Below are 21106 nucleotides of genomic sequence, written 5' to 3'. Positions count from 1 at the left end.
GTTATGCCTGATGACCATAGCAAGTTGGTCCCACCCCTTCCCATCCCGAACAGGACCGTGAAACAACTTTGCGCCGATGATAGTGCTGCAACCAGTGTGAAAGTAGGTTATCGTCAGGCTTGTTATTTGAAGCAACAGCCCCGGCTGTTGTTTCTTGAGAAAAACCCGATCAGCAATGGTCGGGTTTTTTTTCGCCTGGCGGTTTGTGATGGCGAACCCCAAACGAAGGCTGGGGGCAGACCCCCTCGCGCGTTGGCGTTGAATCTGGCGTTGGCGGTGTGGAGGGTCTGACCCCGGCGGTTCAGCAGGCGTAAAAAAGGCAGCGCTAAGCGCTGCCTTTGTCATGTATTACAACCATTAAAAATGGTAAGCGACTTTGACGTTCAGGTAATTGACGCCGCTATTTGGTTTCTTGTAGCCGCCGTTCGAGAAATGCTGGATCTTCGCAGCGACTTCCCATTTGTTATTGAAGACATAGCCGACGCCAATATGGTCGCCGAACTGGAAGTGGGTCGACAGGCGGTCATCATCGTTGTTGTACAGTTTCGACAGCATGTGCACGCCGATGCCGGCTTCCGCATAAAAACCCAGCTTATTCGTATTTTCAAAACGGAAAACGGGGGTAAAGCCCAGGTCCCACAGTTTTTGATGCTGGCCAGGGACATTCTGATAGCTCTTGGCATCCCAGCCGCCAATGCTGGCATCCCAGTAACCGCTCAGCTGCGTGCCATTCGATACGAACCAGGCCTTATCCCAGTTCGAGGTCACGCCGGCGCGTACCATTTGTACCTTCACGCCCTTGGCATATTCGCCGTAAACGGAGTCGATCAGTTTGCCGTCGGCGGCAAAGCCGGCATTGGCCGCCATCAGCGCGGTCACGGCGGCGATGGATTTGAGGAGATTCTTCTTGAAGAACATAGAGGCTTTCATCGTAAAATTGGCCGATAGGCTGTTGTCTTGTTTGCGCAGACGCAAGCTTGCTTTGCCTGCCGCTTTCGCCACTTGTTGATCTCAGGGGTTCAATTGACATTCTCTACAAAAATCGCATTTCTCGGTATCGGTCTGATGGGGGATCCGATGGTCCGGCGCCTGCTGCACGTTGGATATTCTGTCACAATTTGGAATCGCACGCACAGAAAGGCCCAAGTCCTGCGTGCGGCAGGCGCGCAGCCCGCCGTTTCCGTGGCTGAGGCGGTCAATGGCGCGGACGTGGTCATCTCGATGCTGGAAGCCGGTCCCATCGTGGCGCAGGTGCTGCAGGACGCGTTGCCGGCCCTGGCAACTGGGGCGCTATGGATAGATATGAGTTCCACCAAGCAATCAGAAGCCCAGCAATTTCATGCCATCTTGCACGCGGCAGGCCATGCCTTCATCGATGCGCCCGTGTCGGGCGGCGTCGGTGGGGCTCAGGCAGGCAACCTGGCCATCATGGCTGGCGCCAGCGCCGACGATTATGCGCGCGTGGAGCATATCTTGACGGCCATGGGGCGCCCGACCTTGGTGGGACCGGCCGGCAGTGGCCAGGTCGCCAAGTTGTGCAATCAGCTGATCGTCGGCGCCACCCTGAATATCGTGGCCGAGGCGTTGTTGCTGGCACAGGCGGCCGGCGCCGATGCGAGCGCCGTACGGGCAGCGATCCGTGGCGGTTTTGCCGAAAGCAAGATTTTAGAGGTGCATGGCCAGCGCATGCTGGAGCGCAATTTTGTTGCTGGCGGCCAAGTGAAGAGCCAGGTCAAGGATATGCACAATATCCTCGCGGCGGCCGAGGCTGCACACGTCACCTTGCCGGTGACGCAACTGGTGACGCAGCGCTATGAAAGCATCGCCGCCACCTACCCGACGGCGGACCATGCGGCAGCCTTGCTGGCCCTGGAAGCGTTGAATCCGGGGCAGCGCCTGGGCACCGGTCCGGATAAGCTGGGATAAATCAAGCGACGGGCAGGCTCGCTTCGGCCAGCTTGACCCAGAAACTGGCACCGATGGGCAGCAGCTTGTCGTTGAAGTCATAGCTGCCATTGTGCAAGACGCACGGACCCAGGCCATGGCCACCATCGCGGTGCTCGCCATCGCCATTGCCGATGAAGATGTAGCAGCCGGCCTTTTCTTGCAGAAAGAAAGCAAAATCTTCCGCGCCCATGGTCGGCTCGACATTCGCGTTGACCTTGTCCGCGCCCACCACGCTTTGCATGACTTCGACAGCAAACGCCGTTTCTTTCGCGTGGTTGACCAGCGGCGGATAGTTGCGCTTGAAGTGAAAGTCGACCTCCGCGCCAAAGGCGGCGGCCGTGTGCACGGCGATTTCTCGCATGCGCTCTTCGATCAAGTCCAGCACGGGCGTGGTGAAGGTGCGCACGGTGCCGACCAGGCTGGCGTCATCGGGAATCACATTGGTGGCGCTGCCCGCATGGATTTGCGTGATCGACAGCACGGCCGTGTCGAGCGGGCTCTTGTTGCGCGTGATGACGGTTTGCCAGCTTTGCGCGATTTGCACGGCCACCATGACGGGGTCGATACCCTTGTGGGGCTGGGCCGCATGGGCGCCCTTGCCTTTGACGGTGACGTGGAATTCATTGCTGGAGGCCATCATTGGCCCCTCTACCACGCTCAGGGTGCCCGTTTCGGCGCCTGGCCAGTTGTGCATGCCGTAGATGGCATCCATGGGGAAGCGGGTAAACAAGCCGTCTTCGATCATTTCGCGCGCGCCGGCGCCGCCTTCCTCAGCTGGCTGGAAGACGAGGTAGACCGTGCCATCGAAGTTGCGGTGTTGCGCCAGGTAATGGGCGGCGCCCAGCAGCATGGCCGTGTGGCCGTCATGGCCGCAGGCGTGCATCTTGCCCGGATGGCGTGAAGCATGCTCGAAGGTATTCATTTCCTGCATCGGCAAGGCATCCATATCGGCGCGCAAGCCGATGGCGCGTGTCGAAGTACCATTTTTGATGATACCGACCACGCCAGTGCGGCCCAGGCCGCGTACCACGGGAATGCCCCATTCCGTCAGTCTGGCGGCGACCACGTCCGAGGTGCGCTGTTCTTCGTAGCACAGCTCGGGATGCGCGTGCAGGTCGCGGCGGATACCTTGCAGCTCGGATTGAAACGCCAAGATCGGATCAACTAGTTTCATGGGACTCTCCTGTGGATGCTGGCACGCAGCAATGTATGGCGCGCCGGACCGCGCTCGTTTGATCAAAAACAGGCGCGGCTAATAGTGCATTGTAGCCCTTGTTTGCCGGGTAAATCCAGCGCACGGACGTGCTTGCCACGGCGCCAACAGCAAGCGCGCGGAATGGTTTACAGTATCGCCTTCCCCCAACGTTTTCGGATTGCCCCATGACCACCACCCAAGTGCGCGCCGCCTGCCCGCTCGATTGCCCCGATACCTGCGCCTTGCTGGTCACCGTGACCGATGGGGTGGCCACCGCCGTCAAGGGCGATCCCGACCATCCGACCACGGCTGGCGTGCTGTGCACGAAGGTGTCGCGCTTCACGGAGCGCACCTACCATGCGGACCGGCTGCTGCATCCGCTGCGCCGCGTGGGCAAGAAGGGGGAAGGCAAGTTCGAGCGCATCAGCTGGGAAGAGGCATTGCAGATCATCGCGGCGCGCTTGAAACCGATCGCCGCGCGCGATCCGCAGGCGATCTTGCCGTACAGCTACTGTGGCACCATGGGCCTGGTGCAGGGCGAATCGATGTCGTCGCGCTTCTTCAACCAGCTCGGCGCTTCCCTGCTGGACCGCACCATCTGTGCCTCGGCCGGTGCCACCGGTTACCGCTACACGGTGGGCGCCAGCATCGGCACGGACATGGAGCAGTTCCAGAACGCGAAATTGATCATTATCTGGGGCGGCAACCCGATCGCCTCGAACTTGCACCTCTGGATGCGCGCGCAAGAGGCCAAGCGCAATGGCGCCACCTTGATCGCCATCGACCCCTACCGTTCGCTGACGGCCGAAAAGTGCCACCAGCATATCGCCTTGCTGCCGGGGACCGATGCGGCCCTGGCGCTGGGCTTGATGCATGTGCTGATCACCGAAGATCTGATCGACCATGACTATATCGCGCAGTACACGATCGGCTATGCTGAACTGAAACAGCGGGCCCTGGAATGGCCGCCCGAGCGCGTGGCCGAGGTGTGCGGCATCACGGCCACTGAAGTGCTGGAACTGGCGCGCCTGTACGGCCAGGCATGCCGCTCTGGCGAGGGCGCCGCCATCCGTGCCAACTACGGCGTGCAGCGCGTGCATGGCGGCGGCATGGCCGTGCGCAATATCGCCTGCCTGCCCGCGCTGACGGGCGCCTGGCGCCATCCGGCCGGCGGTATGCAGCTGTCGAGCTCGGGTTCCTTCCCCGTCAACCGCAAGGCCCTGCAGCGCCCGGATTTATTGAAAGGCACGCCACGCACCATCAACATGAGCACCATCGGCGACGATTTATTGAAAGCAAGTTCCGCCGAGTTCGGTCCGCAAGTCGAAGCCGTGATCGTCTACAACTCGAACCCGCTGGCGGTGGCGCCCGATTCCTCGAAAGTGGCGCAGGGATTTGCCCGCGAGGATTTGTTTACGGTCGTGCTCGAACACTTCCAGACCGATACCGTCGATTACGCCGACATCGTGCTGCCTGCCACCACGCAGCTGGAACACGTCGATGCGCATTCCACCTACGGCCACCTGTACATGATGGCGAACAATGCGGCCGTCGCGCCGCTGGGCGAAGCGAAAGCGAATACGGAAATCTTCCGCTTGCTGGCACAGCACATGGGCTTTGATGACCCGTGCTTCCAGGAAAGCGACGATGCGCTGGCGGCCAAGGCGTTCGATGCGACGGATGCGCGCGCCGTGCATTTCGACTGGGAATCGCTGAAACGCACGGGCTGGCAAAAGCTGGCCATGGCCGAGGCGCCATTTGCCGAGGGCGGTTTCCCCACGCCATCGGGCAAGTGCGAGTTCTATTCCAGCGCCATGGCGCAGGCGGGACTCGATCCCTTGCCGGCGTATATCGCACCGCACGAATCGCAAGCCAGCAATCCTGCACTGGCGGCCCGTTATCCGCTGGCCATGATTTCCCCGCCGGCACGCAATTTCCTCAATTCCACGTTCGTCAACGTCAAAAGCCTGCGCGCGGCCGAAGGCGAGCCGCACCTCGATATCCACCCTGACGATTGCGCCGCGCGCGGCATCGCGGCCGGCGACATGGTGCGCATCTTCAATGACCGCGGCAGTTTTATTGCCAAGGCCAGGGTGACGGACAAGGCGAGACGGGGCCTGGTCGTGGGCTTGTCCGTGTGGTGGAAGAAACTCGCCAGCGACGGCAAGAATGCCAATGAAGTGACCAGCCAGCGCTTGACGGACATGGGCCGCGCGCCGACCTTCTACGATACGCTGGTCGAAGTGGAAAAGGCTGCCTGACATGGCGCCTTGGCCGGCCCGCTTGCTTGTCGGCACGGTGTGCCTGCTGCTGGGCGGCTGCACGCAGCTGCGCTACTACACGCAAGCGGCGCAGGGGCAATATGCCTTGTGGTCGGGCGCGCGGCCCATCGGCGACTGGCTCGACGACCCGACCACCGAGCCGCGCCTGAAAGTGCGTCTGGCCAAGGCGCAGCAAATTCGCCGCTTTGCCGTCAGCGAGCTGGACTTGCCCGACAATGGCAGCTACAAGAATTACGCCTCCCTGCGGCGCCCGTTCGTGCTGTGGAACGTGGTGGCCACGCCGGAACTGTCGCTGCAGCCGCTGCAATGGTGTTTTCCCATTGCCGGCTGCGTCAATTACCGCGGCTATTACAGCAAGGAGGAGGCGCTCGCGTATGCCGACGAACTGCGGGCCCAGCATTACGACGTGCAGGTGGGCGGCGTGCCCGCGTATTCCACCCTGGGCTGGTTCGACGATCCCCTGCTGTCGACCTTTATCAATTACAACGATGCGGAGCTGGCGCGCCTGATCTTCCATGAACTGGCGCACCAGGTGGTGTACGTGCCCGGTGATTCGGCCTTCAACGAGTCGTTTGCCAGTGCCGTGGAAGAGGCGGGCGTGCAGCGCTGGCTGGCGCGCGAGGGCAACGACGCCATGCGCGCGGCGTACGCCCAGTACGCCGCGCGGCGCCAGGATTTCCTGGCCCTGCTGCTGAAATACCGGGGTGAACTGGAGTCGGTGTATGCGAGCGACGCCAGCGATGCGGACAAGCGGGCGCGCAAGGCGCAGGTGTTTGCGGCATTGCAAGACGCGTATCAGGTAGTGAAGACAAACTGGGGTGGTTTTGCCGGTTACGACCGCTGGTTCGAGCAGCCATTGAGCAATGCGCACCTGGCATCCGTGTCTACCTACAATGAATTTTTGCCTGCCTTCAAAAAATTGCTGGAAGAAAAAAAGAACTTTCGTGCTTTTTATGCTGCAGTGCACACAATGGCCCAGATCAAGAAGCCTGAGCGCAGGCAGGCGCTGGAACAATTGTCCAGCCCCTGACCCGTAAAGATTGTCTCGCACGTCAGGGCAAACGATCCTGCAACAGTGTATTTGGCATGTTGCGTTGCAGCATAAAATACCCCTAGAGTTGCCGCTCGAATACTGTTGAAAGCGCTTGCATGGAAGCCCGGCGCCCGATAGCATCGCATTAGTAGCATAGAGCAATTGCTCGTCAGAATGCTCAAACTGACTGCAGGACGACAGAATCCGCAGCAATGATCCGCGCCGGCAGGGTGCGCCGGCTCCCCCACGATTGTTCGAGACAAGAGGCACAGGATGGACAAAATTTGGCTGAAGTCGTACCCGCCCGGCGTACCTGCCGACATCAATCCTGATCAATATCGTTCGCTGGTACATTTGCTGGAAGAAGCGTTTCAAAAATATGCGGATCGCAATGCCTATGTCTGCATGGACAAATTTCTCACCTATGCCGAACTCGACACCTATTCGCGCCAGCTGGGTGCCTGGCTGCAAAGCCGTGGCTTGAAGAAGGGCGCGCGTGTCGCTCTGATGATGCCAAACGTACTGCAGTATCCGGTGGCCATTGCCGCCGTCCTGCGCGCCGGCTACACGGTGGTCAACGTCAATCCGCTATATACGCCGCGCGAACTCGAACATCAGCTCAATGATTCGGGCAGCGAAGCCATCATCGTGCTGGAAAACTTTGCCCATACGTTAGAGCAAGTGCTGGGCAAGACGGCCGTCAAGCACATCGTCGTCGCCAGCATGGGCGAAATGCTGGGCGGCTTGAAGGGCATGATCGTCAATTTTGTCGTGCGTAACGTCAAGAAGATGGTGCCCGCGTACTCCTTGCCGAACGCCATGCGTTTCAAGCAGGCGCTGGCGCTGGGCAGCCGCATGAAACTCACGCCTGTCGAGCTGAGCATCAATGACGCTGCCTTCCTGCAATACACAGGCGGCACGACGGGCGTGTCGAAAGGCGCGACCTTGAGCCACCGCAATGTGATCGCCAACGTGCTGCAGAGCGAAGCGTGGTCGGGCGCGGCGCTCGACCAGAACAGCAAGGAGCAGCTGATCATCGTCTGCGCCTTGCCGCTGTACCATATCTTTGCCCTGACGGCGTGCGCCATGTGGGGCACGCGCGTGGGCGCGCTGAATATCCTGATCCCGAATCCGCGCGATATCCCGGGCCTGATCAAGGAGCTGGGCAAGTACAAATTCAACCTGCTGCCAGCGGTCAATACGCTGTATAACGCGCTGGTGAACCACCCTGATTTCGCCAAGCTTGATTTCTCGGGCTTGAAGATCGCCAATGGCGGCGGCATGGCAGTGCAGCAAGCCGTCAACGACAAGTGGCTGCAAGTGACGGGCGTGTCCATCATCGAAGGCTATGGCCTGTCGGAAACGTCGCCTGTCGCTACCTGCAACCGCGCTGACAGCACGGCGTTCTCCGGCACCATCGGCTTGCCGATTCCGTCGACCGATATCGCCATCCTCGACGATGACGGCAAGGAAGTGCCGCTGGGGCAGACGGGTGAAATCGCCATCCGCGGCCCGCAAGTGATGAGCGGCTACTGGAACCGTCCCGACGAAACGGCCAAGGTCATGACGCCTGATGGATACTTTAAATCCGGTGACGTGGGCATCATGGATGAGCGCGGCTACGTGAAGATCGTCGACCGCAAGAAAGACATGATCCTCGTCTCCGGCTTCAATGTGTATCCGAATGAAGTGGAAGCCGTCATCGCGGCCCATCCGGGCGTGCTCGAGTGCGCCTGCGTGGGCGTGCCGGACGAACACTCGGGCGAGGCCGTGAAAGTATTTGTCGTGCGTAAGGATCCGAACCTGACCCAGGCAGTGCTGGCCGCGTATTGCAAGGAACAATTCACAGGCTACAAGCGGCCGAAATACATCGAGTTCCGCGATGAGCTGCCGAAGACCAACGTCGGCAAGATTTTGCGTCGCGCCCTGCGTGACGAAACGAAGATAGCAACATAAACAGTGTGGGATGCGCCAGGAGGCGCATCCCTTTTACAGATAAAGATGAGGCGAGATGGACAAGATTTGGTTGAAGTCGTACCCGGACAGCGTTCCCGCAGAGATTGATTGCACGCAATACCGTTCCGTCACGCATTTGCTGGAAGAGTCGTTCCAGAAATATGCGGACCGCAACGCCTTCGTGTGCATGGATAAATTCCTTACCTATCGCGAGCTCGACAAGCTGTCGCTGCAGATGGGAGCCTGGCTGCAAAGCAAGGGCCTGAAGACGGGCGCGCGCGTGGCGATCATGCTGCCGAACGTGCTGCAGTATCCGGTGGCGATGGCGGCGATCCTGCGCGCCGGCTACACGGTGGTCAATGTCAATCCGCTGTACACGCCCCGTGAATTGCAGCATCAGCTGGTCGATTCGGGCAGCGAAGCGATCATCGTGCTGGAAAACTTCGCCACCACGGTCGAGCAGGTGCTGCCGCATACCCAGGTCAAGCATGTGATCGTCGCCACCATGGGCGACATGCTCGGTGGCTTGAAAGGCACCATCGTCAACTTCGTCGTGCGCAAGATCAAGAAAATGGTGCCCGCGTTTTCCTTGCCGGGCGCCATCAGCTTCAACAAGATGCTGACCGAAGGCGCACGTCTGAGCCTGACGCCGGTGCAGCAGGGGCATGACGATATCGTCTTCCTGCAATACACGGGCGGCACGACGGGCGTGTCGAAAGGCGCGATGTTGTTGCACCGTAACGTGATCGCCAACGTGCTGCAAAACGAGGCGTGGATTTCACCCGTGATGACCAAGGAAATGCGCGCCACCTCGATGGGATTCATGTGCGCCTTGCCCCTGTATCACATCTATTCGCTGACGGTCAGCGCCCTGATGGGCATGCGCGTGGGCGGCTTGAACGTGCTGATTCCCAACCCGCGCGACATCCCCGGTTTCGTCCAGGAATTGTCCAAGCACAAGATCGTCGTCTTCCCGGCCGTCAATACCTTGTACAACGCGCTGCTGAACAATGCCGACTTCGCCAAGCTCGATTTCTCCAGCTATAAAGTGTGCAATGGCGGCGGCATGGCCTTGCAGCGCAACGTGGCCGAGCGCTGGCTGAAGCTGACGGGTTGCCCGCTGATCGAAGGTTATGGCATGTCGGAAACTTCACCCGTGGTGACGGGCAACCGCGTCGATATCACGGAATTTACGGGCACCATCGGCTTGCCTTTCCCTTCGACGGAAGTGGCGATCCTGAACGATGATGGCGTGGAAGTGCCGCTGGGCGAGCCGGGCGAGATCGCCGTGCGCGGCCCGCAAGTGATGGCGGGCTACTGGCAGCGTCCGGACGAGACGGCCAAGTCGATGACGGCCGACGGTTTCTTCAAGACGGGCGACGTGGGTGTCATGGATGAGCGTGGCTATGTGAAGATCGTGGACCGCAAGAAAGACATGATCATCGTGTCCGGCTTCAATGTGTATCCGAACGAAGTGGAAGACGTGGTCGCTTCGTGCCCGGGCGTGCTCGAGTGCGCATGCATCGGCGTGCCGGATGCCAACGCGGGCGAAGCCGTGAAAGTGTTTGTCGTGCGCAAGGATCCAAACCTGACGGTGGAACAGATCCGCGAGCATTGCAAGCATGAATTGACGGCCTACAAGAAACCGAAATACATCGAGTTCCGCGATGAGTTGCCGAAGACCAATGTCGGCAAGATCTTGCGCCGTCAATTGCGCGATGAAAAGAAGGTTGCCTAGGCTTCAGCTTTGCAAGCCAGCCCTGCCGTCGCGCACGACAAAGCTGGCCAGTGTCGCGATGGCAGAGGTGCTGTCGCGCACGTTCTCCAGGCCCTGGAACAGGGTCGTGGTTTTCTCCGGCGTGATTTCCATCCACATATAGCCGCGCTTGTCGCTGCGTCCGTAACGGATGTGCGGGTTCATCGCCACGTACTGCTGCGTTCGCGCCTGCGGGCGGGAACTCGAGGTGATGGAGGTGCCGCAAAACTCCGTGGCCAGCACGGGATTGTCCTTGCCGGTGGGCCGCATGGCATTGCGGCTCAGTTCCGTGGCGTAAAAAGTGTGCACGTCGCCCGACAGCACCAGCGGGTTGCTGGCCTTGCTGCTGCGCAAGGCGTCGAGCAGGTGCTGGCGCGCCAGCGGATAGCCGTCCCAGCCATCGGTCCAGATGCGTTCGTCGCCGGGCCGCAGGATGGGCACCTGGCTCGATTGCGCCATCAGGGTTTGCTGGGCCAGGATATTCCAGCGCGCGGGAGAATCATCGAGGCCGGCTTGCAGCCAGCGCTGCTGTTCCTCGCCCAGCATGGTGCGCTGCGGTTTCAGCAGGTCGGGGCAGTTGCGCGTGGTGACGGAATTGGAGCCGCCGCGACCCGGTCTGGCGCACGCGTGATAGGCGCGGTATTGCCGGTCGTCCAGCACGTGAAAGCGCGCCAGCCTGCCCCAGTCATAGCGCTGGTAGATGCGCATGTCGACGAAGCCCCGCCGTCCCAGCGGCAGCAGCCGTAGCGGCATATGTTCATAAAACGCCTGGTAGGCGGCCGCGCGGCGCCGCAAAAAGGTGGGCGTGAGCAACTCGTCGCGGTCATTGCCGTAATCGTTGGCCACTTCATGGTCGTCCCAGGTGACGATCCATGGCGCGGCCAGGTGCGCGCCCTGCAAGTCGCGGTCGCTCTTGTATTGTGCGTAGCGGGCGCGGTAGTCGTCCAGGCTGAAACTTTCATGCGTGCGCACGGCCCGGCTCGGATGCTGCAACTGGTACGGACCCCATTCATAGATGTAATCGCCGAGGAATGCCACCAGGTCGGGCGCGGCCGCGGCGATGTGCCGGTGCGCCGCATACGCGCCGAATTCCCAGTGCTGGCACGAGGCGACGGCCAGTTTCAGCGAGGCGGGCAGGGTATCGGCGGCGGGCGCCGTGCGCGTGCGGCCCACGGGGCTGACGGCGTCGCCCAGCATGAAGCGGTACCAGTACCAGCGCCCGGGTGTCAAACCGCCGACGTCGACGTGCACGCTGTGCGCGAGGGCGGGTGTGGCTGTGGCCTGGCCCTTGGCGGCGATGCGGCGAAAACCTTCATCGTCAGCCACTTCCCAGCGCACGTTCAGGGCTATGGCGGGCGTGGCGGTCGCGTGCAGCGGGTCGTAGCAGATGCGTGTCCACAGCACGACGGCATCCGGCAAGGGCGAACCGGAAGCGACACCGAGCGCAAACGGGTAGCCGGCGCCATTCAGGCGCGTGGCGGCGCCCGCACTGGAACCGGACAGCACGCTGCCAGCGGCGGCCAGCGCACCGATGCGCGCGGCGCTCTGCAGAAAGATGCGGCGCTGGCTATCCATGCCGTCTGAAAATAAAACGTGGGATTAATGTAACAGCGACAATCAAGGCGACAGCAAGGTCTCGATGGGCGGCACCTTGCGCGGCTTGCGGTCGGAGTCCGTCGCCACGTAGATCAGGGTTGCTTCCGTGACTTTCACGATGCACGCCTGCAGGCGGTTGCGTTCGGCATACACCTCGACATTGACGGTGATCGAGGTATTGCCAACCTTGACGATGTCGGCGTAGAAGGAGAGCAGATCGCCGACGAAGACGGGGTTTTTGAAGACGAAGGAATTGACGGCAATGGTGGCGACGCGGCCGTTGGCGCGCCGCGTGGCCGGCAGGGAACCGGCGATATCGACCTGCGCCATGATCCAGCCGCCGAACACGTCGCCGTACACATTGGCGTCGGACGGCGCGGGCATCATGCGCAATTCCGGCATTTTTCCGGCGGGCAGGCCGGAGGCGAGGCAGTTGTCGGGGCGGTCGGGGGAGGTGCTCATCTTTTATTCTCATGAAAGGCTACAATTGCCCCGATTGAACCATAAAAAGCCGACCTTCGCCATGCGCCGTTCCCAGACTCCCCCTCCTCCCCGCTCGCCAGCTTCCGCCAGCCACAGCGATTTCGCCACCATCAAGACCTTGCTGCCGTATCTGTGGGTCTACAAATGGCGGGTGCTGCTGGCGCTGCTATGTCTGGTGGGCGCCAAGCTGGCCAACGTGGGCGTGCCCCTGATCCTGAAAAAACTCGTCGACGCCATGACGATCACGGCGGCCCATCCGCAGGCGCTGCTGGTGCTGCCCGTCGGCTTGCTGGTGGCATATGGCTTGCTGCGCCTGTCGACCACCCTGTTTACGGAATTGCGAGAATTCCTGTTTGCGCGGGTCACGCAACGGGCCGTGCGCACCATCGCGCTGCAAGTGTTCCGCCACCTGCATGCGCTGTCCCTGCGCTTTCACTTGAACCGCCAGACGGGCGGCATGACGCGCGACATCGAACGGGGCACGCGCAGCGTGGGCTCTCTCATTTCCTATACCTTGTTCAACATCTTGCCGACCCTGGTGGAAATCACCCTCGTGCTCGGCTACCTGGTCTTGCATTACGACATCTGGTTCACCGTCATCACGGCCGTGGCGCTGGTGTCGTATATCGCGTTTACCGTGCTGGTGACGAACTGGCGCACGCATTTCCGCCGCACCATGAACGACCTCGATTCAAAAGCCAATACCAAGGCCATCGATTCGCTGATCAACTATGAAACCGTGAAATACTTCGGCAACGAGGATTACGAAGCGAAGCGCTACGACGAAGGCTTGCAGCGCTATGAATCGGCGGCCGTGAAATCGCAGACTTCCCTGTCCCTGCTCAATACGGGCCAGTCCTTGATCATCGCCACAGCCGTCACCTTGATTTTATGGCGCGCCACGGTGGGCGTAATCGCCGGCACGATGACCCTGGGCGACCTGGTGCTGGTGAATGCCTTCATGATCCAGCTGTATATTCCTCTCAATTTTTTAGGGGTCATTTACCGCGAAATCAAGCAAAGCCTGGCCGACATGGAACGCCTGTTTTCCTTGCTGAATGAAAACCGCGAAATCGCCGACACGCCGGAAGCCAAGCCGCTCGTCACGCGGGGCGCAGCCGTGCGTTTTGACCATGTGGATTTCAGCTACGAAGCCAAGCGGCAAATCCTGTTCGACGTGGATTTCCAGATCCCCGCCGGTACTACCACGGCCGTGGTGGGGCATAGCGGCTCGGGCAAGTCGACCCTGTCGCGCTTGCTGTTCCGCTTCTATGAAGTCGATGGCGGCGGCATCACCATCGATGGCCAGGACTTGCGCGGCATCACGCAGGATTCCCTGCGCGCGGCCATCGGCATCGTGCCGCAGGACACGGTGCTGTTCAACGACACCATCGAATACAACATCGCCTATGGCAAGCCGGGCGCCAGCAAGGATGCCATCGTGGCGGCCGCCAAAGCGGCATCGATCCATGATTTTATTGAAAGCTTGCCAGATGGCTACAGCTCCATGGTGGGTGAGCGGGGCCTGAAACTGTCGGGCGGTGAAAAGCAGCGCGTGGCGATTGCCCGCACCTTGCTGAAAGACCCGGCTATTTTGATCTTCGATGAAGCCACCTCGGCGCTTGATTCGAAGGCCGAGCAGGCCATCCAGGCGCAGCTGAAGGACATCGCCAGGAACCGTACCACCCTGGTCATTGCGCACCGTTTGTCGACGGTGGCCGACGCCCAGCAAATCCTGGTGCTCGACCATGGCCGCATCGTCGAGCGGGGCACGCATCCGCAATTGCTGGCTGCGAATGGCTTGTATGCGCAGATGTGGCAACGCCAGCAGGCGAATATGGACGATGAGGCGCAAGAAGAGGAGTTGGCGGGGCTGGCGCCGGCAAAATAAATCGGGAAGGGGAAATCAGTAGGAAAAATGCTACAGCCGCGCTGATTCAGGCGCGCGTATAGCGCCTATTTGAGGGCAATCGCAGAAAACGGCTAGTCCAGCGCTGAAAATGAAATAAAATTAATTCCATTGGTGGCGTCTGCACCACAGTTGTTTCGTTCGGAGTCCATCCGGTTTGTCCGCCCAGGAGAATTTATGAAATTGACCAAAATCATCGCCACGCTGCTCAGCGTCGGTGTCATCAGCAGCATGTCGCCAGTCCAGGCTCAGGAATTGACCGGCACCTTGGCCAAGATCAAGAAAGCCGGTTCCGTCACCCTCGGTGTGCGCGACGGCTCCGTTCCCTTCTCCTATCTCGATGACAAACAGCAATACCAGGGTTATTCGATCGACCTGTGCATGAAAGTCGTCACGGCCCTGCAAAAGCACCTGGGCTTGAGCGAACTGAAAGTGGTGATGAGCCCCGTGACGTCGGCCAACCGCATCCCGCTGATGGCCAACGGCACCATCGACCTTGAATGCGGTTCGACGACGAACAACCTGGAGCGCCAGCAGCAGGTGGCATTCGCCCCTACCATGTTCGTCATCGGCAACCGCGTGCTGTCGAAAAAATCCTCGAACATCAAGACGCTGGAAGACTTGCGCGGCAAGACGCTGGTCGCCACGGCCGGCACGTCGACCATCAAGCAGATGACCATCCTGAACAAGGAAAAAAACCTGGGCATGACGATTGCCGTCGGCAAGGACCATCCTGAATCGTTCCTGATGCTGGAAACGGGCCGCGCGGTGGCCGAAGCCAACGACGATATCCTGCTGGCGTCGCAAGTGGCCAACTCGAAAAACCCGAACGACTACGAAATCACCAAGGAAGCGCTGTCGGTAGAGCCGTACGGCATCATGCTGCGCAAGGGCGATCCGGCCTTCAAGAAAGTGGTCGACGATGCGCTGATCCGCCTGTACAAGAGCGACGACATCAACCGCATTTACGCGAAATGGTTTACCTCGCCCATCCCGCCGAAAAACATCAACCTGAAATTCCCCATGCCGCCGCAATTGAAGGCCGTGTTTACCAATCCGACCGACTCCGGTGACCCGGCTGCCTATGCGGCCGTGCCCGAAGCGCAGAAGACTTCGGACAAACGGAAAAAGTAACAAGAGTGCGTAACAAATCGGGGGGCGCAAGCCTCCCGATTTATTTGCGGGACGGACGGCCGGCTGGCCGCTGTCCTCGGGCTGCATGCGAAGGATGATCATGAATTACAACTGGAATTGGCGCATTTTCTGGGAGATTTCTCCCGATGGCGTGGGCACGTATATGGACACCCTGTGGTCCGGCCTGATCTGGACCCTGGCCACGGCCGGTACGGCCTGGATCATGGCCCTGATCCTGGGCCTGGTGATCGGCACCGTCCGCACCCTGCCGAACAAATGGCTGGTGGGCGTGGCCAATGCCTACGTCGAATTGTTCCGCAACGTGCCGCTGCTGGTGCAGATGTTCCTCTGGTATTTCGTCATGCCGGAACTGCTGCCGCCCGACCTGGGCGCCTGGGTCAAGTCGCTGCCAAATGCGCCGTTCGTCACGGCCGTGCTGTGCCTGGGATTCTTTACTTCCTCGCGCGTGGCCGTGCAGGTCACGACGGGCATCGAGGCGCTGCCGCGCGGGCAGAAACTGGCCGGCACGGCGCTGGGCCTGACCCTGCCGCAAACCTACCGCTTCATTTTGCTGCCGATGGCCGCGCGCGTCATCATGCCACCGCTGACCAGCGAATTTTTGAACATCATCAAGAACAGTTCCGTGGCACTGACCATCGGCCTGATCGAACTGACGGCCAGCGCGCGCGCGATCCAGGAATTCTCGTTCCAGGTATTCGAAGCGTTTTCGGCCGCCACCATCATCTACGTCGTCGTCAACCTGCTGGTGGTGGTGCTGATGCACCTGATCGAAAAAAAGGTCGCCATCCCGGGCTTCATCGTCGCCGGCGCCAAGACGGGAGGACATTGATATGTTCGGTAACTTCGACTTCGATGTCATCTCCCGCTCATGGGTCTACCTGTTCCAAACCGGCATGGTGTTTACCCTGAAACTGACGGCGCTGTCCATGGTGGGCGGCATCGTGCTGGGCACCCTGCTGGCGCTGATGCGCCTGTCCGGCAGTCGCCTCATTTCGGGCGTGGCGTCGACCTACGTCAACCTGATACGCTCGATCCCGCTGGTGCTGGTGATTTTCTGGTTCTATTTCCTGGTGCCGTACATCGCCGCCTGGGTCATCGGCGCGAACGAGCCCGTGAAAGTGGGCGCGTTTTCCTCCGCGCTGATCACCTTCATCATGTTCGAGGCGGCCTATTATTGCGAGATCATGCGCAGCGGCATACAGTCGATCCCGCGCGGCCAGGTGTGGGCCGGCCAGGCACTGGGCATGAACTACTCGCAGACCATGGCTTTCATCGTGCTGCCGCAAGCCTTCCGCAACATGATTCCCGTGCTGCTGACGCAAACCATCGTGCTGTTTCAGGACGTGTCGCTCGTGTACGTGCTGTCGATCCCCGATTTCGTCGGCGCCGCCTCGAAGATCGCCCAGCGCGACGGCCGCCTGGTGGAGATGTATGTGTTTGTCGCCGTCGTGTACTTCGTGCTGTGCTATGCCTTGTCGTTCCTGGTAAAACGCCTGCAGAAACGCGTCGCCATCATTCGCTAACCGAAAAAGAAAGAACAAGATGATTGAACTCAATAACGTCAGCAAATGGTATGGCCAGTTCCAGGTACTGACCGACTGTACCACCAACGTCACCAAGGGCGACGTGATGGTCATTTGCGGCCCGTCCGGCTCCGGCAAGTCGACCCTGATCAAAACGGTCAATGGCCTCGAACCGATCCAGCAGGGGCAGATCATCGTCGATGGCATCACCGTCAACAATCCGAAAACGAATTTGTCGAAACTGCGCGCGCGCATCGGCATGGTGTTCCAGAATTTCGAGCTGTTCCCGCATTTGTCGATCCGCGAAAACCTCACCATCGGCCAGATCAAGGTGCTGGGCCGCAGCGCCGACGAAGCCAATGCCAAGGGCTTGCAATACCTGGACCGCGTGGGCCTGCTGTCGCAGCAGGACAAGTTCCCCGGCCAGTTGTCCGGTGGCCAGCAGCAGCGCGTGGCGATCGCCCGCGCGCTGTCGATGGACCCCATCGCCATGCTGTTCGACGAGCCGACTTCGGCGCTCGACCCGGAGATGATCAACGAAGTGCTCGACGTGATGGTGGGGCTGGCGCAGGAAGGCATGACGATGATGGTCGTCACCCATGAAATGGGCTTTGCAAAAAGAGTCGCCAACCGCATCGTCTTCATGGACCAGGGCAAGATCATCGAGGATTGCAGCAAGGATGACTTCTTCAACACGACGCGCTCGGACCGCGCGCGCGATTTCCTCGCCAAGATCATCCACTAATTTTCCATCACTTTGAAGTTGAGTACGAATGCCTGACATGAAACAAATAGCCGGCGCCATGCTGGCGCTGGGTCTGCTTGCCCATGCCCACGCGGCAGACAGGATCGCCGTCGACATCGCCCTGCGCGACGCCACCCTGATCGACGTTGCCGCCGGTAGCACCATCAGCGGCAAGACCGTGCTGCTCAAGGGCGACAGCATCGTTGCCGTCGTCGATGACGCGCAGCTGCGCAGCTACGCGCCGAAGCAGACTATCCGCCTGCCCGGCAAATACCTGATGCCGGGCCTGTGGGACACGCACGTGCATTTTGGCGGCGGCCCCGAGCTGATCGACGAGAACAAGCAGCTGCTGCCTTTGTACCTGGCGCATGGCATCACCACGGTGCGCGATTGCTCGGGCGACTTGCCCGACACGGTGCTGGCGTGGCGCCAGCAGATCAATGCGGGCCAGCTGCAAGGCCCGACGATTTTTACCTCTGGCGCGAAACTGGAAGGCATCAAGCCGCTGTGGAAGGGCACCATCGAAGTGGGCACGCCGCAGGAAGTCACGCGCGCGCTGGACGGCCTGCAGGCGCAGCAGGTGGACTTCGTGAAGATCACGGAAAATACCCTGAAACCGGAGCTGTACCTGGAAGCGCTGCGCCAGGCGCGCGAACGGGGCATGCGCACTTCGGGCCATATCCCCGTGCAGCTGACATTGGGGCAGATGGCCGATGCGGGCCTGGGCACGATCGAACATCAATCGTATTTGCTGCGCGCCACCACGCCGCGCGAGCAGGAGCTGACGGCCAAGGTGGCCGCCGGCGCGATGACGGGCAAGGAAGCCATGCGCGAGAGCTTGCAAAGCTACGACGAGCCGACGGCGCGCAAGGCCTTCAGCTACCTGGCTGCGCGCGGCACGGCCATCGTGCCGACCCTGTGGGGTTCGCGCGTGACGGCCTACCTGGACCGCGAAGACCACACGCACGATCCGGCCCTGCAATACATCGGCAAGGGCTTGCGCGCCACCTACGACTGGCGCGTGCAGCGCGCCGCCAAGGATGGCCCGGAAGCCATCGCCCAGCGCCATGCGCAGTTCGAGCAATCGGCCAAGCTGCTGCCGATTTTGCAGCAGCAGGGCATGAGCATCATCGCCGGCACCGATGCGGGATTCTTGAATTCCTTCGACTATCCTGGCCAGGCCCTGCACGATGAAATCGGCCTGTACGTGCAGTATGGACTGACCCCGCAGCAAGCCTTGCAGTCGGCCGTCATCAACGGACCCCGCTTCCTGGGCAAGCTGAATCGCTACGGCAGCGTGGCGGCCGGCAAGGCGGCCGACCTGCTGGTGCTCGACGCGAACCCGCTGCAGGACATCGGCGCCACGCGCCAGATCCGCCTGGTGGTCAGCCGCGGCCACGTGTACGACCGCGCCGCGCTGGACCGGATGCTGGCCGATATTCGCGCCTGGGTGGCCAAACAGGAGACGGCGCCGGCCAAGTCCTGATGTTCTTCGTTCTGATGCCGCAAGCGGCCGGGTGATACCGGCCGTTTTGTTGTCAGGCAGGCAGCAGGCGCAGGCGTCCATTGACTGCGAAGCCGCCCCGCGGCTGGTAAAATGGCGCTATCCGCAATGACCGCCTGAGAGCAGCCGCCATGTCCACACTCGATCACACCCCAGCCGCCGTTCCATCTTCCATCACCATCACCCGTCCTGACGACTGGCATTTGCACCTGCGCGACGGCGCCGTCATGGCCAGCGTGCTGCCGCACAGCGCGCGTCAGTTCGGCCGCGCCATCGTCATGCCGAACCTGAAACCGCCCGTCACCACCACGGCCGATGCTAGCGCCTACCGCGAGCGCATCCTGGCCGCCGTGCCGCAAGGCGTGAACTTCGATCCGCTGATGGTGCTGTACCTGACGAACAACACCTCGCCCGACGAAATCCGCCGCGCGCAAGATAGTGGCATCGTGCAGGCCGTCAAATTGTATCCGGCTGGCGCCACGACGAATTCCGACCTGGGCGTGACGGATTTGAAGAATTGCTACAAGGTGCTCGAAGTGATGCAGGAAGTGGGCATGCCCTTCCTCGTGCACGGCGAAGTGACGGACCCGGAAATCGACATTTTCGACCGCGAAGCCGTCTTCATCGAGCGCGTGATGCGTCCGCTGCGCAGCGCCTTCCCGGCCCTGTCCGTCGTGTTCGAGCACATCACCACCAAGGATGCGGCGCAGTACGTGGCCGAAGCGGAAGGCCCGATCGCCGCCACCATCACGGCGCACCATCTGCTGTACAACCGCAACGAGATTTTCAAGGGCGGCATCCGTCCCCATTACTACTGTCTGCCTATCCTCAAGCGCGAAGAGCATCGCCTGGCCCTGATGACGGCCGCCGCCAGCGGCGACGAGCGCTTCTTCCTCGGCACCGATTCGGCGCCGCACGCGCAAGGCGCCAAGGAAATGGCCTGTGGCTGCGCCGGCTGCTACACGGCCCTGCACGCAATGGAAATGTATGCGGAAGCGTTCGAGCGGGCCGGCGCGCTCGACAAGCTGGAAGCGTTTGCCAGCTTCCACGGCCCGGCTTTCTATGGCGTGCCGCGCAACACGGACACCATTACCCTGAAGCGCGAAAGCTGGACCTTGCCGGCGTCGCTGCCGCTGGGCGACAGCCACGTGATTCCGCTCAATGCGGGCGAGCAGATCAACTGGAAAATGGTGTAATCACTCCATGCTGCCATCGATAGACTGGAGCCGCCCCTGGTTTGCCACGGTGCTGCCGGCGCGACGGCAGCTGGACCTGCAGCGCGACACGGTGATCGCCGCGCTGAACGGACGGGCGAGGGCGCTGGACTTGCGCAATCCGTCCGGCTTGCCGCTGGCCTTCGTGCCACAAGCGGACCTGCCCGAAGGCGTGGCCTACGAGGAGTTCATCGGCGCGACGGGCGGCGTGCCCACGCGCGACAATCTGCACGATTTTTTCAACGCGCTCGTGTGGCTCACCTTCCCGCGCATCAAGCGGCAATTGAATGCGCTGCAGGCGGCGCAGATCGCCCTGTCCGGCGTCGGCAAATCGCGCGGTCCCGCGCGCGATGGCGCGACGATTTTTGACGAAAATTCCGCCTTGCTGGTGCTGCGCGACAGCGATGCGGGGCGCATGCTGGAAGCGGCGTTGCGCGGGCATGACTGGCGCAGCGCGTTTATCGCGCAGCGCGACAGGTTTGGCGCGGGCGGCGACGCCGATATCTGGCTGTTCGGCCATGCGCTGATGGAAAAACTGGTGGCGCCGCGCAAGGCCATCACGGCGCACACGCGCGTGATCTTCGCCGGCGACGCCTACTTTGCGCTCGACGATGCGGCACGGCGCGCCTGGCTCGACGAGCGGGTGGCGCAAGACCTGGCGCAACAAGGCCTCACCACGGCGGACTTCACGCCGCTGCCCGTGCTCGGTTTGCCCGGCTGGTGCGAAGGCCAGGACGACGACTTTTACAATGACGCGGCGGTGTTCCGCCCGAAGCGCAAGGTGGCTGGCGCAGAAAGAGATCAATAG

General features: G+C 61.2%; 17 protein-coding genes and 1 rRNA gene. 14 read left to right on the top strand and 4 right to left on the bottom strand.

Annotation, left to right across the window (positions count from 1 at the left end):
* Positions 1-6 precede the first annotated feature (6 nt).
* Positions 7-119, top strand: a 5S ribosomal RNA gene (gene rrf / locus CSQ92_RS19350).
* Between the two features lie 238 nt (positions 120-357).
* Here the strand turns inward: rrf and CSQ92_RS19345 are convergent.
* Positions 358-930, bottom strand: a complete 573-nt coding sequence (locus tag CSQ92_RS19345) for an acyloxyacyl hydrolase (protein ID WP_225317447.1) — start codon at positions 928-930, stop codon at positions 358-360.
* 93 nt (positions 931-1023) lie between these two features.
* Here CSQ92_RS19345 and CSQ92_RS19340 point away from each other — a divergent pair, with 93 nt between their 5' ends.
* Positions 1024-1926 (top strand): NAD(P)-dependent oxidoreductase, encoded by a 903-nt coding sequence (locus CSQ92_RS19340; RefSeq protein WP_373606053.1) that lies wholly within the window; start codon positions 1024-1026, stop codon positions 1924-1926.
* Between the two features lies 1 nt (position 1927).
* Here CSQ92_RS19340 and CSQ92_RS19335 read toward each other — a convergent pair whose 3' ends face one another.
* Complete coding sequence (locus CSQ92_RS19335; RefSeq protein ID WP_099395075.1) at positions 1928-3121, bottom strand: M20 aminoacylase family protein; 1194 nt, start codon at positions 3119-3121, stop codon at positions 1928-1930.
* A gap of 206 nt (positions 3122-3327) precedes the next feature.
* Between CSQ92_RS19335 and CSQ92_RS19330 the strand changes: the two genes are divergently transcribed.
* The 4 genes from CSQ92_RS19330 (at position 3328) to CSQ92_RS19315 (ending at position 10151) form a co-directional block, all read left to right on the top strand.
* Entirely contained in the window at positions 3328-5403 is a 2076-nt protein-coding gene (locus CSQ92_RS19330; RefSeq protein WP_099395074.1) for a molybdopterin-containing oxidoreductase family protein, read from the top strand.
* 1 nt (position 5404) lies between these two features.
* Positions 5405-6454: an aminopeptidase gene (locus CSQ92_RS19325; RefSeq protein ID WP_099395073.1), complete on the top strand. Its 1050-nt coding sequence runs from the start codon at positions 5405-5407 to the stop codon at positions 6452-6454.
* 276 nt (positions 6455-6730) lie between these two features.
* Complete coding sequence (locus CSQ92_RS19320; RefSeq protein ID WP_070254814.1) at positions 6731-8413, top strand: long-chain fatty acid--CoA ligase; 1683 nt, start codon at positions 6731-6733, stop codon at positions 8411-8413.
* Between the two features lie 55 nt (positions 8414-8468).
* Positions 8469-10151, top strand: a complete 1683-nt coding sequence (locus CSQ92_RS19315; protein ID WP_099395072.1) for a long-chain-fatty-acid--CoA ligase — start codon at positions 8469-8471, stop codon at positions 10149-10151.
* 3 nt (positions 10152-10154) lie between these two features.
* Here the strand turns inward: CSQ92_RS19315 and CSQ92_RS19310 are convergent, their stop codons facing one another.
* Both CSQ92_RS19310 and CSQ92_RS19305 read right to left on the bottom strand, forming a co-directional pair.
* A complete protein-coding gene (locus tag CSQ92_RS19310) occupies positions 10155-11744 on the bottom strand; it encodes an alkaline phosphatase D family protein (protein ID WP_099395071.1) in 1590 nt (529 codons plus the stop codon).
* A gap of 42 nt (positions 11745-11786) precedes the next feature.
* Positions 11787-12227: an acyl-CoA thioesterase gene (locus CSQ92_RS19305; protein ID WP_052139932.1), complete on the bottom strand. Its 441-nt coding sequence runs from the start codon at positions 12225-12227 to the stop codon at positions 11787-11789.
* Positions 12228-12288: 61 nt separating this feature from the next.
* Between CSQ92_RS19305 and CSQ92_RS19300 the strand changes: the two genes are divergently transcribed.
* The 8 genes from CSQ92_RS19300 to CSQ92_RS19265 all read left to right on the top strand — a co-directional run bounded on the left by CSQ92_RS19300 (position 12289) and on the right by CSQ92_RS19265 (position 21106).
* Positions 12289-14139, top strand: a complete 1851-nt coding sequence (locus tag CSQ92_RS19300) for an ABCB family ABC transporter ATP-binding protein/permease (protein WP_099395122.1) — start codon at positions 12289-12291, stop codon at positions 14137-14139.
* A 195-nt stretch (positions 14140-14334) separates the two neighbouring features.
* Positions 14335-15291: an amino acid ABC transporter substrate-binding protein gene (locus CSQ92_RS19295; protein WP_034778971.1), complete on the top strand. Its 957-nt coding sequence runs from the start codon at positions 14335-14337 to the stop codon at positions 15289-15291.
* Between the two features lie 100 nt (positions 15292-15391).
* A complete protein-coding gene (locus CSQ92_RS19290) occupies positions 15392-16141 on the top strand; it encodes an amino acid ABC transporter permease (RefSeq protein ID WP_034779060.1) in 750 nt (249 codons plus the stop codon).
* 1 nt (position 16142) lies between these two features.
* Positions 16143-16835 carry an amino acid ABC transporter permease gene (locus CSQ92_RS19285; RefSeq protein ID WP_034778970.1) on the top strand — a complete coding sequence of 231 codons (693 nt, stop codon included), beginning with the start codon at positions 16143-16145 and terminating at the stop codon, positions 16833-16835.
* Between the two features lie 19 nt (positions 16836-16854).
* Positions 16855-17580: an amino acid ABC transporter ATP-binding protein gene (locus tag CSQ92_RS19280; protein ID WP_070254805.1), complete on the top strand. Its 726-nt coding sequence runs from the start codon at positions 16855-16857 to the stop codon at positions 17578-17580.
* A gap of 37 nt (positions 17581-17617) precedes the next feature.
* Positions 17618-19066, top strand: a complete 1449-nt coding sequence (locus CSQ92_RS19275) for an amidohydrolase family protein (protein WP_244517445.1) — start codon at positions 17618-17620, stop codon at positions 19064-19066.
* 149 nt (positions 19067-19215) lie between these two features.
* Complete coding sequence (pyrC, locus tag CSQ92_RS19270) at positions 19216-20280, top strand: dihydroorotase (RefSeq protein WP_099395070.1); 1065 nt, start codon at positions 19216-19218, stop codon at positions 20278-20280.
* A 7-nt stretch (positions 20281-20287) separates the two neighbouring features.
* Positions 20288-21106, top strand: a complete 819-nt coding sequence (locus CSQ92_RS19265) for a DUF3025 domain-containing protein (RefSeq protein WP_070254801.1) — start codon at positions 20288-20290, stop codon at positions 21104-21106.

Source organism: Janthinobacterium sp. BJB446, assembly GCF_002735655.1.
Taxonomy (GTDB): domain Bacteria; phylum Pseudomonadota; class Gammaproteobacteria; order Burkholderiales; family Burkholderiaceae_D; genus Janthinobacterium; species Janthinobacterium lividum.
This window is presented reverse-complemented; position numbering and strand designations above follow the sequence as displayed.